Below are 14691 nucleotides of genomic sequence, written 5' to 3' on the forward strand. Positions count from 1 at the left end.
TCGCCGGGTGCCGCCCCTCCCGTACGTAACCAATCCCTCTCCCTGCACAGGCAACCCACAGACTTTGCTCCCCGTCCTCCGGGGGGCGAGGGGCTCCTCGGGACGGCCGGGGCGCCCGTACTCGCCTTCCGAGGAGGGAACATTGGTCCGTACCCGGCGCATATGGGTCACCGCGGCCGCGGTGCTCGCGCTCGTGGGAGGGGTGTCCGGCACCGCCGCGCACGCCCGCCCGGTCCCGGCGGCCGCCGAGTCCGGCGGGAAGCTGCCGCCGGGCTGGCGCATCGACGAGGGCCGCTCGGCGCCCCAACTGGTGTGGCGGTCCGCCAGACAGGTGCCGATGGGCGACGCGCGGGTGGAATTCCGCGCGGACGGACGGCTGTTGGGGGTGCCGAAGCCCGAGCGGGACGGACACAGCTTCCGGCTCGGCCTCGAAGCAGCCCGCACCGGTGAGCTGACGGATCTTCAGGTCTGGTCGGGCGGACGGCGGTTGGACACCCGGTCCGCGGCCACCGAGGCACCCGCGGCGGCCGCCGGGCCACCGGCCCCACTGCCCGCCGGCCCGGTGGATCCGGGCAAGCCCGGCCACTACCGCACGACCACCGGCGAGTACCGGCTCAAGTCGGTACGCCTGCCCGGGTTCTCCGTCCCGGTCGAGATGAGCGCCGTGGTGGTCGCGCCCACCGGCGTCACCGGCCCGCGCCCGCTCGCGCTGTTCCTGCACGGCCGCCACGCCACCTGTTACACCCCGCACGGCGACGACGGGCAGGCCTCCGGCGCCTGGCCCTGCCCGGCCGGGACGCTCCCGATACCGAGTCACCGGGGCTACCTCCGCGACCAGCGACTGCTGGCGTCCCAGGGCTATGTGACCGTGTCGATCTCGGCGAACGGGATCAACGGCCAGGACTGGCAGGCCGAGGACGGCGGCGCCCAGGCCCGTTCCTCGCTGATCCGACTGCATCTGGGCCACTGGGCCGACTGGGCACAAAACCCGCGGCAGGCACCGCCGATCGTCCGCGAGGCGCCGCGCGCCGACCTGTCCCGGGTGCTGCTGATCGGCCACTCGCGCGGCGGCGAGGGTGTGAACCGGGCCGCGCTGGACAGCCTCTACCCCCCGCCTGCCGCCCAGGACGGCTACCACGGAAAGGTGAGCTGGCACATCAGCGGCACCGTGCTGATCGGCCCCACCGTCTTCGGCCAGAACCCGGTACCGGACGTGCCCTCGCTCACCGTCCTGCCGGGCTGCGACGGCGATGTCTCCGACCTGCAGGGCGAGATGTACGTCGACGGCACCCGTGCGGTCAGCGCCGGCAAGGCCCTGCACAGCGCGGTCTACGTGATCGGCGCCAACCACAACTTCTTCAACACCGAGTGGACGCCGGGACAGGCGCAGGCTCCGGCGGAGGACGACTTCTACGACGACCCCGACCGGCGGGACCCCGTCTGCTCCCAGGGGACCGCGACCCGGCTGACCGCCGACCAGGAGCACCGGGCGGGCTCGACGTACATCGCGGCGGCGGCCCGGCTGTTCGTCGCGGGGGACGACAAGGTGCGTCCGCTGCTGGACGGTTCGGGGCGGCGGGCGCCCTCGGCGGACCCGGCGCGCGTGCTGAGCCACGCGGTCGGCGCGAACCGTGGCGCCGGGTTCCTGCCGGACGGCAAGGTGACCGTGAGCGGTGGCCGGCTGTGCGCCGCGGCCGATCCGGACCCGGCGGCGGCCTGCCTGGGCGAGGGAGCCGAGGGCGGTTCGCCGCACTTCGCCCAGTGGGAGACGGCACGGGAGTCGGGGCGGAACGCGGTCGCACTGCGCTGGACGTCCGTGGGCGCCACGACCCGCGTCAAGGTGGCGCGGCCGGTCTCCCTCAAGGGCGCCGAGGCGCTCGCGCTCCGGGTCTTCGTGCCCCCGAACACCAAGGGCACCCGGCTCGACGTGGCCGTCACCGACACGCACGGCCGTAGGGCCACCCTCGGCCGGGTCCGGGTCGACGGGCTGCCCGGCAGCGAGCGCACCGCGTCCTACTGGGCGCGTGAACTGCGGGTACCGCTGAGCGCCGCCCGCCGGGCCGGGGTCGACCTGAGCTCGGTCAAGTCCCTTGAAATGACCGGGCGTTCGTCCTCCGGCAAGGCCTGGCTGATGGACGCCTGGGGCTGGCGACCGGGCACTGCGGCGGTACGGGCGGCCGTGCTGCCGCGCGTCGACGTGGGCCGTCTCCGGGTCGACGAGGGCGACTCGGGCGTCCGCACGTACCACGTTCCGGTACGGGTGTCCGGGCGGGGCAGCGGCCAAATCCGGCTCTACGTCGTCGACCCGGCGACCGGCACCGCGAAGGACCGCCTGGTCACGGTACGGCCCGGCGGCCGCGCCGTCGACGTGCCGGTCGAGGTGCGGGGCAACACCCGCTACGGCGCGGACCTGTCGTACGACGTGCTGGTCAAGGCCGTCCACGGGGCGGTCGTCGGCTCCTACCGGGGCGGGCTGACCGTGCACGACGACGACCCCGCGCCCGAGGTCACCGTGACCCCGCTCGCGGACAGGGTGACGGAGGGTTCGGCGCTGAAGTGGCGGATCTCGCTGTCGAAGGCCGCGGACACGGACATCGGTGCGCTGTTCGTCCCGGTCCCGCCCGGCGGTGGCGCTCCTGAACTGTCCACCAAGGACGTCGACCCGCAGTGGCTGGCCGACGCCTCCGGCGCCGCACCGGACCCCGAGCGGCCGCTGTCCAAGGTGGACGGCCTCGGTCTGTGGCTGGACATCCCGGCCGGCCGGACCAGCCTCGACGTGTCGGTGCCCACCGTCGTGGACCGGGTCGGTGAGCCGGCCGAGTCGGTCGGTTTCCGGCAGACCGGCGACGACGGTACGCCGCTGCCGGACGGCCTGCTGCTCAACGGCACGGTGCTGGACGCCTCGTAGCGCTCCTCGCCCACCCGGACGCGTCCGCGCTCCTCACCCGGCCGGACGCGTCCGCACCCCTCCCGCGGGCCGGATCCGTCTCGCGCCCCTCGCGCGGCCGGACCCGTCTCGCGCCCCTCGTTGCCCTGGGGAGACACGGCCTCCTCAGGGCGCGAGGGTCACCCGGATGCCGACGGTGCCCTCGCGGCCGCGCCGCAGCCTGCTGCCGAGCAGGGTGAGGCGTCCGGTGATGCCGTACTTGCGGGCGATGAGGCCGCGGTAGCGGGCGGTGGTGGCCTCGTCGGCGATCTCGGCGGCGGCCGGGACCGGGTCGCCGGTCGGCCGTCCGCGCAGGTCGCAGGGGCCGACCCGGACATCGGCGCGGCGGCGGATCCGCTTGACCTTCCACGAGTCGGCGGTCGTCCAGACGCCGAGCGTCTCTCCGTCCCGCACCACCCAGACCGGAGTGGGGACGGGGGTGCCGTCCTTGCGGTAGCTGGTGACGAGCAGGTACTTGCCGGCGCCGAGCCGGTCGAGGTCGGTCCCGGTGGTGTCGTCCATGCCGGAAGTGTAGGGGGCGCGCCCGCCGCACGGTGCCTCAGACCAGGGCCGCCGCCATCCGCCGTACCGCCTCCGTGAGCACCTCGGGCGAGGTGGCGAGATTGAGCCGTACGTGCCCGGCGCCGCCCGTGCCGAAGGGGATCCCGGAGTTGACGGCGACCCGGCCGCGCGCCAGGAAGGCCTCGGCCGGGTCGTCGCCGAGCCCGAGGGCGCGGCAGTCGAGCCAGGCGAGGTAGGTGGCCTCGGCGGGCCGGTACCGGACCGCGGGCAGGTGGCGGTCGAGGAGGCCGGCCAGCAGACGCCGGTTCTCGTCCAGCCCGAGGAGCAGGGCGTCCAGCCAGGCGGTGCCGTCGGTGAGGGCGGCCGTGTGCGCGATGACGCCGATGTGACTGGGACCGTGACTCACCTCCTCCGGGAGGCGGGCGAGGTCGGCGGCGGCCCCGGGTCCGGCGACGGCGAGCGCGGCCTTCAGGCCCGCCAGGTTCCAGGCCTTGGAGGCCGACATCAGGGACAGTCCACGCTCGGCGCCCGGCACGCTCAGATACGGGACGAATTCGACGCCGGGGGCGGTGAGCGGGGCGTGGATCTCGTCGGCGACGACCCGGACGCCGTACCGCTCGGCGAGTTCCGTCACGGCGGTGAGTTCCTCTGCGGTGTGAACGGTGCCGGTCGGGTTGTGCGGGCTGCACAGCAGATGCGCGGCCCGCGCGCCGCCGAGCCCGCCGAACGCCTCCTCCAGGACGTCGAGGTCGATACGCCCGTCGGCGCCCAGCGGGGCCTCCACCACCCTCCGGTCCATGTGCTCGATGAACTGGTAGAACGGCGGATACACGGGCGAGTTGACAACCACCGGGTCGCCGGGCCCGGTGACCAGTCTCAGCATCTCGACCACCCCGAGCATCACGTCGGGGACGATCGCGGTGCGGGCCACGTCCAGCCCGTGCCAGTCCCAGCGTTTCGCGGCGAACGCGGCGAGCGCCTCGGCGTAGCCGGTGCCCGCCGGGTAGCCGGTGTCCCCGAGTTCCATCGCGTCCGTGACCGCGCGGACGATCGGCCCGGCGAGCGGCACGTCCATCTCCGCCACCCACAGCGGGAGCACGTCCTGCGGATAGGTGCGCCATTTCATGCTGGTACGGCGTCGCAGTTCGTCGAGGGTGAGGGCGCGCAGCGGGTTCGTTTCGTCCGGGTTCTCCTGCTGGATGCTGGTCATGGGGCCAAGATAGGCGGCCCCCGGGTGCCCGGGAACGCGCCCGGACGGCCATGTCGTACGGCCATGGGATCGCAAAGATCACCGCTCTGGTGAACACCCCCGCGCCCGGCCCCGTATGGAGAGCAGGGCGCTCGACGACCGGAGGGCCCCGCGGTGCAGACACCGCGCGTTCGGGGTTTCGGGAGCCATGGATGAGGCACGCACGACGACGGGTCGTCCGGCGGGGGACACAGCTGGCGGCGGTCGGCGGACTCCTTCTGGGAGGCGCGATGGTCACCACGGCCATGGCGAGCGAGACTCCCGGCACGTCCGCCGTCCCGTTCAGCTCGGCGACCCAGGCCGGTGACACCGGCTCCGCGCTGGTGGCCAGGCTCGGTACGGCCCGTACGGCGGGGAGTTGGATCGGCGCCGACGGCAAGCCGGTGGTGGCGGTGACCGACGAGCAGGCGGCCGCGATGGTGAAGCGGGCGGGCGCCGAGCCCAAGATGGTGTCGCACAGCATGAACGAGCTGAAGGCGGCCACCGCCACGCTCCGTGGGGCACCGCGGGTGGCCGGCACCGCTTGGGCGGTGGACTACCGGACCAACCGGGTGATGGTGGAGGCCGACAGCACGGTCTCGGCCTCCGACTGGTCGGACCTGAGCCGGGTCGCCGCGGGCATCGGCAGTTTTGTGCAGATGCAGCGCTCTCAGGGCACGTTCACCCCCCGGCTCAACGGGGCGCAGCCGATCCTGTCGACGGGCGGCCGCTGTTCGGCGGGGTTCAACGTCACCAACGGACAGACCGACTTCATTCTCACCGCCGGTCACTGCGGTCCCGCCAACACCATCTGGTTCGACGACAGCCAGGGCAACCAGCAGCTGGGCACCACGATCAACACGCAGTTCCCGGGCAACGACTTCTCGCTGATCCAGTACGCCGGCGGAAAGGCCGGTGACAACGCGGACGTGGTCGCCATCGGCAACGGCCAGGGCGTGCGGATCACGGGGGCGGCCGATCCGACGGTCGGGCAGAAGGTGTTCCGCAGCGGCTCCACCAGCGGGCTGCACGACGGTACGGTGACCGCGCTCAACGCGACCGTCAACTACCCCGAGGGCACGGTCACCGGGCTCATCCAGACGAACGTGTGCGCCGAACCGGGCGACAGCGGCGGTCCGTTGTTCTCCGAGGGCATCGCGCTGGGCGTGACCTCGGGCGGCAGCGGTGACTGCACCGCGGGCGGGGTGACGTTCTTCCAGCCGGTGACGCGGGCGATGGCGGCGCTGAACGTGCAGTTGATCGCGTCGACGCAGAACGCGGCCGGGGGGCAGGGCGCCTCGCCGGCGCCGTCGGCGGCGGCGACCCACAGTGCGATCGCGCCGAGCGCGGCCTCGCCGGGTTCGGCGGCGCCGGTCGGCTCCTCGGACGACACCAGCCTGGTCGCCCGGCTCACGGACACCCGTAATGTCGGTCCGGGCCTGCTGGTGATCGGGGGCAGCCTGGTCGCCCTGGTCGCGACCCGCTACTTCCGGGCGGAACAGGACCGTAAGGCGTACCAGCGCTACTACTCGGCTACTTGGGGCTGACGGCGAGGACCCGGGGAGGCTCCGGAAGGACCCACGGGGCTACGAGAAGGGCACCCGTCCGGACGGGTGCCCGGGACGGGCGGTCAGGCCGCCTGGTCCGGCTGGTGCGGGGACGCGGCCGCCCATTCGAGGACGAGCCGCCGGTATTCCTCGCGCTGCTCGGTGCTCAGTGTCCCGCCCGACCGGAGCCACAGGGCCCGGATCTCCTCGTTGACCTCGTCGGCCGATCGCTCGGTGACGGCTTCAACAGTGGTGGACATGGTGTGAAGCATATGCCGATCGACGTGAAGGCGCCGTGAGTAAGTACGACCGATATGGACATATCGGACCGTGTTAATCATCACGTCAATGAGTCGGGGAGAAAAGGGAGTTAGATACCGGCCGACGGCGGACGTCCGGGCGGAAACGGCAGTTCAGGCCCCGTCACCGCCGAGCACCAGCACCTGGATCGCCAGCACGGCCGCGCCGCGCGCCCAGTCGTGGAAGTCGGAGACCTTGGTCTCCAGGTGGATCGGCGCCGCGAGCGGATGCCGGTGGGCGCGGACGGTGTCCCGCACCGTGTCCCCGGCCACCTCCATCAGGCCGACCCCTTCCCCGGCGAGCAGGATCTTCTGCGGCATGACGAAGTTGGCGATGTGCGCGAGCAGGGTGCCCAGCGCCCGGCCGGCCTCGCCGATCACCCGCGCGGCCATCGGCTCGCCCTCCGCGGCGCGCGCGAGGATCTCCTCGTAGGACGCGTCGAGGCCGGTGGCGGCCCCGATCTGGTAGCGGATGCTGGGGATGGTGAGCAGCGACACGGCGCTGCCGCGTTCACCCTGCGGGGTCAGCGGGCCCTGCGGGTCGATGATCCAGTGCCGGCCGAAACCCCGGTCCTCCTCGGCGTACGGCACCCGCCGGCCGCCGAGCACCAGCCCGTAGCCGATACCGGCGCCGATGGTGAGGACGACGAAACGGTCGAGTCCCCGGCCGGCGCCGAACCAGGTCTCGGCCTCGACCAGGGCGGCCACGTCGTTCTCCACCACGACCGGCAGCCCGGTGCGCCGCCGCACCAGCTCCGCCAGCGGGACGTCACGCCAGCGCAGGTACGGCGACTCGCCGACCACCGCGTGCTCGCGCACGAACCCGCCGACGCCGATGCCGATACCCGCGACGGCGGGGTGCCTGGCGGCCAGCTCCGCGGCCATCCGGGCCAGCAGGTCGGCGACCTCCTCGGGGTCGTGGCTGGTGAGCGGGCGGTCGAGGCGGGCGACGATGTCGCTGCGCAGGGTGGTGACGACGCCGTACACCGTCTCGTCGGTGACCTTGAAGCCGAGAAAGAGGCGGGACTCGGCTACCACGTCCAGCGGCTGCGAGGGACGGCCCTGGCGGGCCTCGGCGGGGGCGCCCGCCCAGGGGGCCTCGACGAGCAGCCCGGACTCGATGAGCGGCTTGGTGAGGCGGGTGAGGCTGCCCTGGGAGAGGTTCAGCCGGCGGGCCAGCTCGGTGCGGGACAGCGGGCCGTGCACGAGTACCTCGATCGCCACGGAGCGCTCCGCGGGGCTCAGCGGCAGCCAGTCGGACACGGCACCCCTTTCCTTTCGGAACTGAAGTAACTCGGCCACCCTACCGTGCGCCGGGTGCGCCGCAGAAGCGCCCTTCTGACGTCCTTCCTACTTCCGTCCGCCCCTTGACGGCGAGATTCTTCCGAAGCAAAAGTAACCACCATGACTTTCTCACTCGGCATCGTCGGTGCCGGCCAGTTCTCCGGCCAGTTCGCCACGCTGTTCCAGGCCCATCCCGGCGTCGGTGACGTGTACGTCACCGACCTGCTGCCCGAGCGGGCGGAGCGGCTCGCCGCCGCCCAGCGGCTGGCGGGGACCTTCCCGTCGTACGAGGCGATGCTGGAGTCGGCGGACGTCGACGCGGTCGCGATCTTCACCCAGCGCTGGACGCACGGCCCGCTGGTCCTGGCGGGCCTGAACGCCGGCAAGCACGTGTACTCGGCGGTCCCCATGGCGATCACCGCCGAGGAGATCGCGGCGATCATCGACGCGGTCAAGGCGACCGGTCTGACGTACATGATGGGCGAGACCAGCCAGTACAACCCGGCGACCGTGCACGCCCGCAACCAGATCGCCGAGGGCGCCTTCGGCCGGCTGTTCTACGCCGAGGGCGACTACGTCCACGACATGGACCTCGGCTTCTACGACGCCTACCGCTACAGCGGCGGCGACAACTGGAAGGCGACCGCCAGCTATCCCCCGCTGCTCTACCCGACGCACGCGGTGGGCGGGGTGCTCGGCGCCTGGCAGACGCACGCGGTGAGCGTGTCGGCCATCGGGGTGGTGGACGACCGCGGCGACGGCGTCTTCGACAAGGACGTCAGCCAGTTCGGCAACGACGTGTCCAACGCCACCGCGCTGTTCGAGGTCGCGGGCGGCGGGTCGTTCCGCACGAACGAGTTCCGGCGGGTGGGCTATCCGTCGCACATCCGCGAATCGCGCTTCCGGTTCTTCGGGACCGAGGCCAGCATGGAGCAGCTGGCGACGGTGGCGCTGTGGCAGGACAAGAAGGGGGTGAAGGACATCAGCGAGCTTCTCGAGCCCAAGCCCACCATGTCGCCCGACGATCCCTCGCTCCAGCACATCGCGCCGGAGCTGCGGGCGGCCTTCACCTCCGGGTCGGCGCCGGTGCACGACCGGGCGCGGCTGCCGCGGGAGTTCGACACGCTGCACAACGGGCACGAGGGCAGCCACCACTTCCTGGTCGACGACTTCGTGACGGCCGTCAACACGCGCGCCCTGCCGACGGTCAACGCGTGGGTCGCCGCCCGGTACACCCTGCCGGGCATCATCGCGCACGAGTCCGCGCGGCAGGGCGGGGCCAGGCTGGAGATCCCGGACTTCGGGGACGCCCCGGAGAGCTGAGCCGGGGCGCCGGCCGGGGCCGGGTGCCGTCAGGTGCCCGGCTTGCGGCCGTACACGTAGACGTCGTCGCCGTTCTTCAGCAGGGACCAGTACTTCTTGGCGTCCTTGGTGGTCATGTTGACGCAGCCGTGCGAACCCGGCGGGTTCCACATGCTGAGACCCACCGAGTGGAAGGCCTGGCCGCCGTCGAAGAACTGGCTGTAGGGCATCGGCACGTTGTACACGGACGAGACGTGGTCGATGTCACGCCAGTAGATCTTCTTCAGACCGGTCCGGGTCTCGTACCCGTTGCGGCCGGTACGGACCGGCACCGGGCCGTAGACCAGCTTGTTGCCGTCCTGGACCCAGCTCAGCTGGAGCGTGAGGTTCACGCACGCGATGCGCCCCTTGTTGGTGGGGCACTTGCCGGCCTTGTTCGGCTTGTTGCCGACGGCCTTCTGCTTGTTCATCAGGTCCATCACGCCCCAGGTGACGGGGCCGGCGTAGCCGATGTCGGGCGTGATGCCGTGCTTGTCCTGGAAGGCCTTGATCGCCTTGCAGTCGGCGGCGGACTGCTTGCCGTCCACCGGCCGGCCGAGGAACTTCTCCACCTGCTTCTGGTACGGCCCCGCCTGCGTGGTGCAGCTCGCGGCCTGTGCCGGAGCGGAGGTGAGGGCGAGCGTGAGCGGCGCCACCAGTCCGGTGACTCCGAGTACGACGACACCTCGTCTACGTATGTCCCCCATGTGAAGTATGTCTCCTTCCTGTGTCCTGCGATCTCGTGGTCCTAGACCAGTCGATCGAGGGCATTGGTTGTAGCACCGGTCGGGCTGTGACGAAACGGTTAACTTCGGCGTCGGGGGCGCGGGCGGCCTAGGCTGCCGCCATGCACCGCATGCTTGCCGACGATCTCGCCCGGTTGCCCGAACTCCTGCGGTCGGCGCGTGACGTGGCCGCCCGTGCGCTGGACGGGCTGGACGAGCGGCCGGTGGCCGCGCTCGGCCCCGTACCCGCGCGGGCGGCGCTGCCCGAGCGGGGGGAGGGCGGAGATGTGGCGCTGGCCCGGTTCACCGAGCGGTGGGCGCCGGGTCTGTCCGCCTCGGCCGGCCCACGCTACCTCGGTTTCGTCACCGGTGGTGTGACGCCCGCCTCCCTCACCGGCGACTGGCTGACCTCGGCGTACGACCAGAACGCGGCCGGGGCCGTCGGCTCCTGGGGTACCGCCCTGGAGCGCGAGACGGTGGCCTGGCTGGCCGAGCTGTTCGGGCTCGGCGAGGCGCACAGCGGGGCGTTCGTGACCGGGGCCACGATGTCCAACACGGTCGGTCTGGCCATCGCCCGGGAGTGGCTCGGGGAGCGGCTCGGAGTGGACGTCTCCCGGGCGGGCGCCGCCGCGCTGGGCCCGGTCGAGGTGCTCTCCGGCAGCCCGCACTCCAGTGTCGGCAAAGCGCTGTCGGTGCTCGGCATCGGGCGGGACCGGCTGCGGCCGGTCAAGCTGCTGCCCGGCAACCGGGAGGCGGTGGACGTGACCGCGCTCGACGCGGCGCTGGCCGCGCTCCAGGGACGGCCGGCGATCGTCGTCGCCAACGCCGGCACGGTGAACACCGTCGACTTCGACGACCTGCGGGCGATCGCCGCGCTGAAGGAGCGTCACGCCTTCTGGCTGCACGTCGACGCCGCGTTCGGTGCCTTCGCCGCCCTCTCCCCCGCCCACGCCCCGCTGGTCGCCGGTCTGGACGCGGCCGACTCGGTCTGTGTGGACCTGCACAAGTGGCTCAACGTCCCCTACGACTCGGCCGTGCAGTTCACCCGCCGCCGCGACCTCCAGGTGGCCGTCTTCCACAACGAGTCCCCCTACCTGGGCCCGCCCACCGGCGACCCGGACTTCCTGCACCTCACCCCGGAGACCTCCCGCCGGCTGCGGGCGCTGCCGGCCTGGTTCTCCCTGACGGCGTACGGCCGTGCCGGGTACCGCGAGATCGTCGAGCGCAACGTCGCAGAGGCCCGGCGCCTCGGCTCGGCCATCGACGCCCTTCCGGACCTGCGCCTGCTGGCCCCGGTCCGGCTCAACGTGGTCTGTCTCACTCTCACCGAGAACCCCACGCAGGAGCGGGTGGACGCCCTGGCCCGGGCCCTCGCCGCGGCCGGGGAGACGTTCCTCACCCCGACGGTGTACGGCGGGGTGCCGGCGCTGCGGGCGGCGTTCAGCAACTGGCGGACCACCGAGGACGACACCCGGCGGGTGCTGGCCGCCGTCACGGCGGCGTCAGCCGCCCTGTGAGGCATGGCGGGCCTCCCGGTGCGGCCGCAGCGCCGCGTGGAAGCCGCTGTGGACGGCGGTGAGACCGCCGTCGACGCGGAGCGTGGTGCCGGTGATCCAGGCGGCGTCCCCGGAGGCGAGGAAGGCGACGGCCGCGGCGACGTCCGCAGGCTCGCCGACCCGGCCGAGCGGGTAGAGCGGGCGGAGGGCGTCGAGTTCGTCCTCCCGTCCCGCCCAGGCCGAGGTGCGGACCGTGCCCGGCTCCACCAGGTTGACCCGGACCCCGCGCGCGGCGGCGTGCCCGGCGAGGGTGCGGGTCAGCGAACCGAGGCCGGCCTTGGCGGCGCTGTAGGCGTGGTTGCCGAAGTCGGCCTCGGCGTTGACGGAGCCGATGGTGACGACGGCGCCCCGCCCGGAGGCCGCCAGGTGCGGCAGGGCGGCCCGGCAGCAGCGGTGCACGCCGGTGAGGGTGATGTCGAGGTCGAGGTCCCAGCCGTCGTCCGGCTGGTCCTCGAAGAGCGGGACGTCCGGAGTGCAGTGCGCGGCACAGTTCACCAGCACGTCGAGTCGGCCGAAGGCACCGACGGCACGGTCGACGGCCGCCGCCACGGAGTCGCGGTCGGCCACGTCGCAGCCGAACGCCTCGACCGCCAGCCCCTGTTCGCGCAGTACGGCCGCCGTCCGCTCCGCCTCCGGCAGGTCCCGGTCGGTCACCAGCACCCGTGCGCCCTCCTCGGCCAGCCGCCGGGCGACGGCCGCGCCGATGCCGCGGGCCGCGCCCGTGACGAGAACCCCGTGTCCCGCAAAGCGATTGAGTCCGGTCATGGCAACGACCGTACGGGCCAAAGGATCAACAGGACAGATACCGTGCGGGCATGTCCGCGTTCTTGCAGCAACTCCCGGCCCTCATCGGCGTCGTGATCGGCGCGCTCGGTTCGTATCTCGCCGTGGTGCGGGGTGACCGGGTGCGGTTCCGGCGGGAGCAGGAGGCGCGCTGGGACGAGCGCCGGCTGACCGTGTACGCGGAGTGGGCGCAGGCGTTGAAGAAGACCGTCTCCGTCGACTACCGGGTCGCCGCCCATCTGGGCAACGACCCGCATCCCCACCCGCTCTCCCCGCAGGAGGCCGAACCGCTGCTGGCGGCGGCCCAGTTGGCCCGTGATCCGTACGGCGAGAAGCTCATCATGCTGGGCAGCCCGGCGGTGGTCGCGAAGGGCCAGGAGTGGGTGCTCGCGGTCATGGCGATGGAGCGGTTCCTGCGGGAGGGGCGGCGGGATCCCGAGGCGTGGCGGATCCTGCTGGAGCGGCAGCGCGACGGCCGCGACGACTTCTACGCGGCCGTCCGCGAGGACCTGGCGCTGCCGCCCGGTCACTCGGGACGCCTGCCGCTGGCGGAGGCGTAGTCACCGGCCGGTCCGTCGAACGGTCCGGCAGGTCAGGCCTCCGGCGCGTGATCCCTCGCGGTCTTGGCCGAGGGTCGCGCGGAAGCCTGACGTCCTCCGTCGCCCTTTCGGCGTCAGTGGCCGCGGGTGACCCACTCCGCCAGATGGGGGGCTTCGGTGCCGATGGTGGTCGACTCGCCGTGTCCGGTCAGCACCTTCGTCTCCGGCGGGAGGGTGAGCAGCTTGTCCCGGATGGAGTCGATGATCGTCGGGAAGTGGGAGTACGACCGTCCGGTCGCGCCGGGGCCGCCCTGGAAGAGGGTGTCACCGGTGAAGACGGTGGCCAGGCCGGGCTCGTAGAGGCAGACGGCGCCGGGCGCGTGGCCGGGCGTGTGCAGCACGGTCAGGTCGGCGCCGGCCGCCTCGATGACCAGCCCGTCGGACAGGTGGTTGTCGGGGTCGCGGTCGGGGTGGGTGAGCTTCCACAGCGGCAGGTCGTCGGGGTGCAGCCAGATCTTGGCGCCGGTCAGGTCCGCGAGGGCGGGCGCGGCGTCGATGTGGTCGTTGTGGCCGTGGGTGCAGACGATGGCCTTCAGGACCCGGTCCTCGACCGCCTCGGCGATGGCCTGGGCGTCGTGGGCGGCGTCGATGACGATCACTTCGCGTTCGTCGCCGATGATCCAGACGTTGTTCTCGACGTCCCAGGTGCCGCCGTCGAGGGTGAACTGCCCGGCGGTGACGACGCGTTCGATGCGCGTGGTCATCACAGCACCACCACCGAACGCAGCACGTCGCCCTGGTGCATCCGGTCGAACGCCTTCTCCACCTCGTCCAGCTGGATGGTCTCGGTGACGAAGGCGTCCAGCGGCAGCCGGCCCTGCAGGTGCAGGTCGATCAGCATGGGGAAGTCCCGGGAGGGCAGGCAGTCGCCGTACCAACTGGACTTGAGCGCGCCGCCGCGGCCGAAGACGTCCAGGAGCGGCAGTTCGAGCTTCATCTCCGGGGTCGGTACGCCGACGAGGACGACCGTCCCGGCGAGGTCGCGGGCGTAGAAGGCCTGCCGGTAGGTCTCCGGGCGGCCGACCGCGTCGATGACGACGTCGGCGCCGAAGCCGCCGGTCAGCTCGCGGACCGCCTCGACGGGGTCGCTCTCGCGCGAGTTGATCGTGTGGGTGGCGCCCAGGGTGCGCGCCGTCTGAAGTTTCCGATCGTCGATGTCGACGGCGATGATCTTCGCGGCGCCCGCCAGCCGGGACCCGGCGATCGCCGCGTCACCGACCCCGCCGCAGCCGATCACGGCGACCGAGTCGCCCCGGCCGACGTTGCCCGTGTTGATCGCGGCGCCGATGCCGGCCATCACCCCGCAACCGAGCAGTCCGGCGACCGCCGGGGAGACGGCGGGGTCGACCTTGGTGCACTGTCCGGCGGCGACCAGCGTCTTCTCGGCGAAGGCCCCGATACCGAGCGCCGGGGACAGCTCCTGTCCGGTCGAGGCGAGGGTCATCTTCTGCTCGGCGTTGTGGGTGTTGAAGCAGTACCAGGGGCGACCGCGCAGACAGGCCCGGCAGTTCCCGCACACGGCACGCCAGTTGAGGATCACGAAGTCCCCGGGCGCCACGTCCGTGACACCCGCGCCGACCGACTCCACCACTCCGGCGGCCTCGTGGCCGAGCAGGAACGGGAACTCGTCGTTGATGCCGCCCTGTTTGTAGTGCAGGTCGGTGTGACAGACCCCGCAGGCCTGTACCTGTACGACGGCTTCGCCCGGCCCGGGGTCCGGCACCACGATCGTCTCGACCCGCACCGGCTCGTCCTTGCCCGGTGCGATCACGCCGCGTACTTCCTGCGCCATGGACCTGACCCTTTCGTCGCTGTGCTGACGTGCCTGTCTTCCGACCCTACGCGTGACCGCTCGGTAACGGCACGGAGCACGTCGATGAT

General features: G+C 72.4%; 13 protein-coding genes. 5 read left to right on the forward strand and 8 right to left on the reverse strand.

Annotation, left to right across the window (positions count from 1 at the left end; all coding sequences use genetic code 11):
- Window positions 1–142: 142 nt before the first annotated feature.
- Window positions 143–2908, forward strand: a complete 2766-nt coding sequence (locus ABZ642_RS07665; RefSeq protein ID WP_360478712.1) for a hypothetical protein — start codon at window positions 143–145, stop codon at window positions 2906–2908.
- A 144-nt stretch (window positions 2909–3052) separates the two neighbouring features.
- On the opposite strand, the gene ABZ642_RS07670 is transcribed toward ABZ642_RS07665, so the two are convergent.
- A complete protein-coding gene (locus ABZ642_RS07670) occupies window positions 3053–3448 on the reverse strand; it encodes a PPOX class F420-dependent oxidoreductase (protein WP_360478714.1) in 396 nt (131 codons plus the stop codon).
- Between the two features lie 37 nt (window positions 3449–3485).
- Complete coding sequence (locus ABZ642_RS07675) at window positions 3486–4658, reverse strand: MalY/PatB family protein (RefSeq protein WP_360478717.1); 1173 nt, start codon at window positions 4656–4658, stop codon at window positions 3486–3488.
- A gap of 191 nt (window positions 4659–4849) precedes the next feature.
- On the opposite strand from ABZ642_RS07675, the gene ABZ642_RS07680 reads away from it, so the two are divergent.
- Window positions 4850–6223 carry a S1 family peptidase gene (locus ABZ642_RS07680; protein ID WP_360478720.1) on the forward strand — a complete coding sequence of 458 codons (1374 nt, stop codon included), beginning with the start codon at window positions 4850–4852 and terminating at the stop codon, window positions 6221–6223.
- An 83-nt stretch (window positions 6224–6306) separates the two neighbouring features.
- On the opposite strand, the gene ABZ642_RS07685 is transcribed toward ABZ642_RS07680, so the two are convergent.
- Both ABZ642_RS07685 and ABZ642_RS07690 read right to left on the reverse strand, forming a co-directional pair.
- Entirely contained in the window at window positions 6307–6495 is a 189-nt protein-coding gene (locus ABZ642_RS07685) for a hypothetical protein (protein WP_352219089.1), read from the reverse strand.
- 141 nt (window positions 6496–6636) lie between these two features.
- Complete coding sequence (locus tag ABZ642_RS07690; RefSeq protein WP_360478723.1) at window positions 6637–7785, reverse strand: ROK family transcriptional regulator; 1149 nt, start codon at window positions 7783–7785, stop codon at window positions 6637–6639.
- A 141-nt stretch (window positions 7786–7926) separates the two neighbouring features.
- Between ABZ642_RS07690 and ABZ642_RS07695 the strand changes: the two genes are divergently transcribed.
- A complete protein-coding gene (locus tag ABZ642_RS07695) occupies window positions 7927–9129 on the forward strand; it encodes a Gfo/Idh/MocA family oxidoreductase (RefSeq protein ID WP_360478725.1) in 1203 nt (400 codons plus the stop codon).
- A 29-nt stretch (window positions 9130–9158) separates the two neighbouring features.
- Here ABZ642_RS07695 and ABZ642_RS07700 read toward each other — a convergent pair whose 3' ends face one another.
- Window positions 9159–9854, reverse strand: coding sequence for a L,D-transpeptidase family protein (locus ABZ642_RS07700; protein WP_360478728.1), 696 nt, complete (start codon window positions 9852–9854; stop codon window positions 9159–9161).
- Between the two features lie 140 nt (window positions 9855–9994).
- Between ABZ642_RS07700 and ABZ642_RS07705 the strand changes: the two genes are divergently transcribed.
- Window positions 9995–11389 carry a pyridoxal-dependent decarboxylase gene (locus ABZ642_RS07705; protein WP_360478731.1) on the forward strand — a complete coding sequence of 465 codons (1395 nt, stop codon included), beginning with the start codon at window positions 9995–9997 and terminating at the stop codon, window positions 11387–11389.
- On the opposite strand, the gene ABZ642_RS07710 is transcribed toward ABZ642_RS07705, so the two are convergent.
- Entirely contained in the window at window positions 11375–12193 is an 819-nt protein-coding gene (locus tag ABZ642_RS07710; protein WP_360478734.1) for an SDR family NAD(P)-dependent oxidoreductase, read from the reverse strand. The genes ABZ642_RS07705 and ABZ642_RS07710 overlap by 15 nt on opposite strands.
- Window positions 12194–12243: 50 nt before the next feature.
- On the opposite strand from ABZ642_RS07710, the gene ABZ642_RS07715 reads away from it, so the two are divergent.
- Complete coding sequence (locus ABZ642_RS07715) at window positions 12244–12771, forward strand: hypothetical protein (protein WP_360478737.1); 528 nt, start codon at window positions 12244–12246, stop codon at window positions 12769–12771.
- A 113-nt stretch (window positions 12772–12884) separates the two neighbouring features.
- On the opposite strand, the gene ABZ642_RS07720 is transcribed toward ABZ642_RS07715, so the two are convergent.
- Window positions 12885–13514, reverse strand: coding sequence for an MBL fold metallo-hydrolase (locus ABZ642_RS07720; RefSeq protein ID WP_360478740.1), 630 nt, complete (start codon window positions 13512–13514; stop codon window positions 12885–12887).
- Window positions 13514–14602 carry an S-(hydroxymethyl)mycothiol dehydrogenase gene (locus ABZ642_RS07725; protein ID WP_360478743.1) on the reverse strand — a complete coding sequence of 363 codons (1089 nt, stop codon included), beginning with the start codon at window positions 14600–14602 and terminating at the stop codon, window positions 13514–13516. The genes ABZ642_RS07720 and ABZ642_RS07725 overlap by 1 nt, the downstream gene beginning before the upstream one ends.
- Between the last annotated feature and the right edge of the window lie 89 nt (window positions 14603–14691).

This window comes from Streptomyces sp. NPDC007157 (assembly GCF_040634235.1).
Taxonomy (GTDB): Bacteria; Actinomycetota; Actinomycetes; order Streptomycetales; family Streptomycetaceae; genus Streptomyces.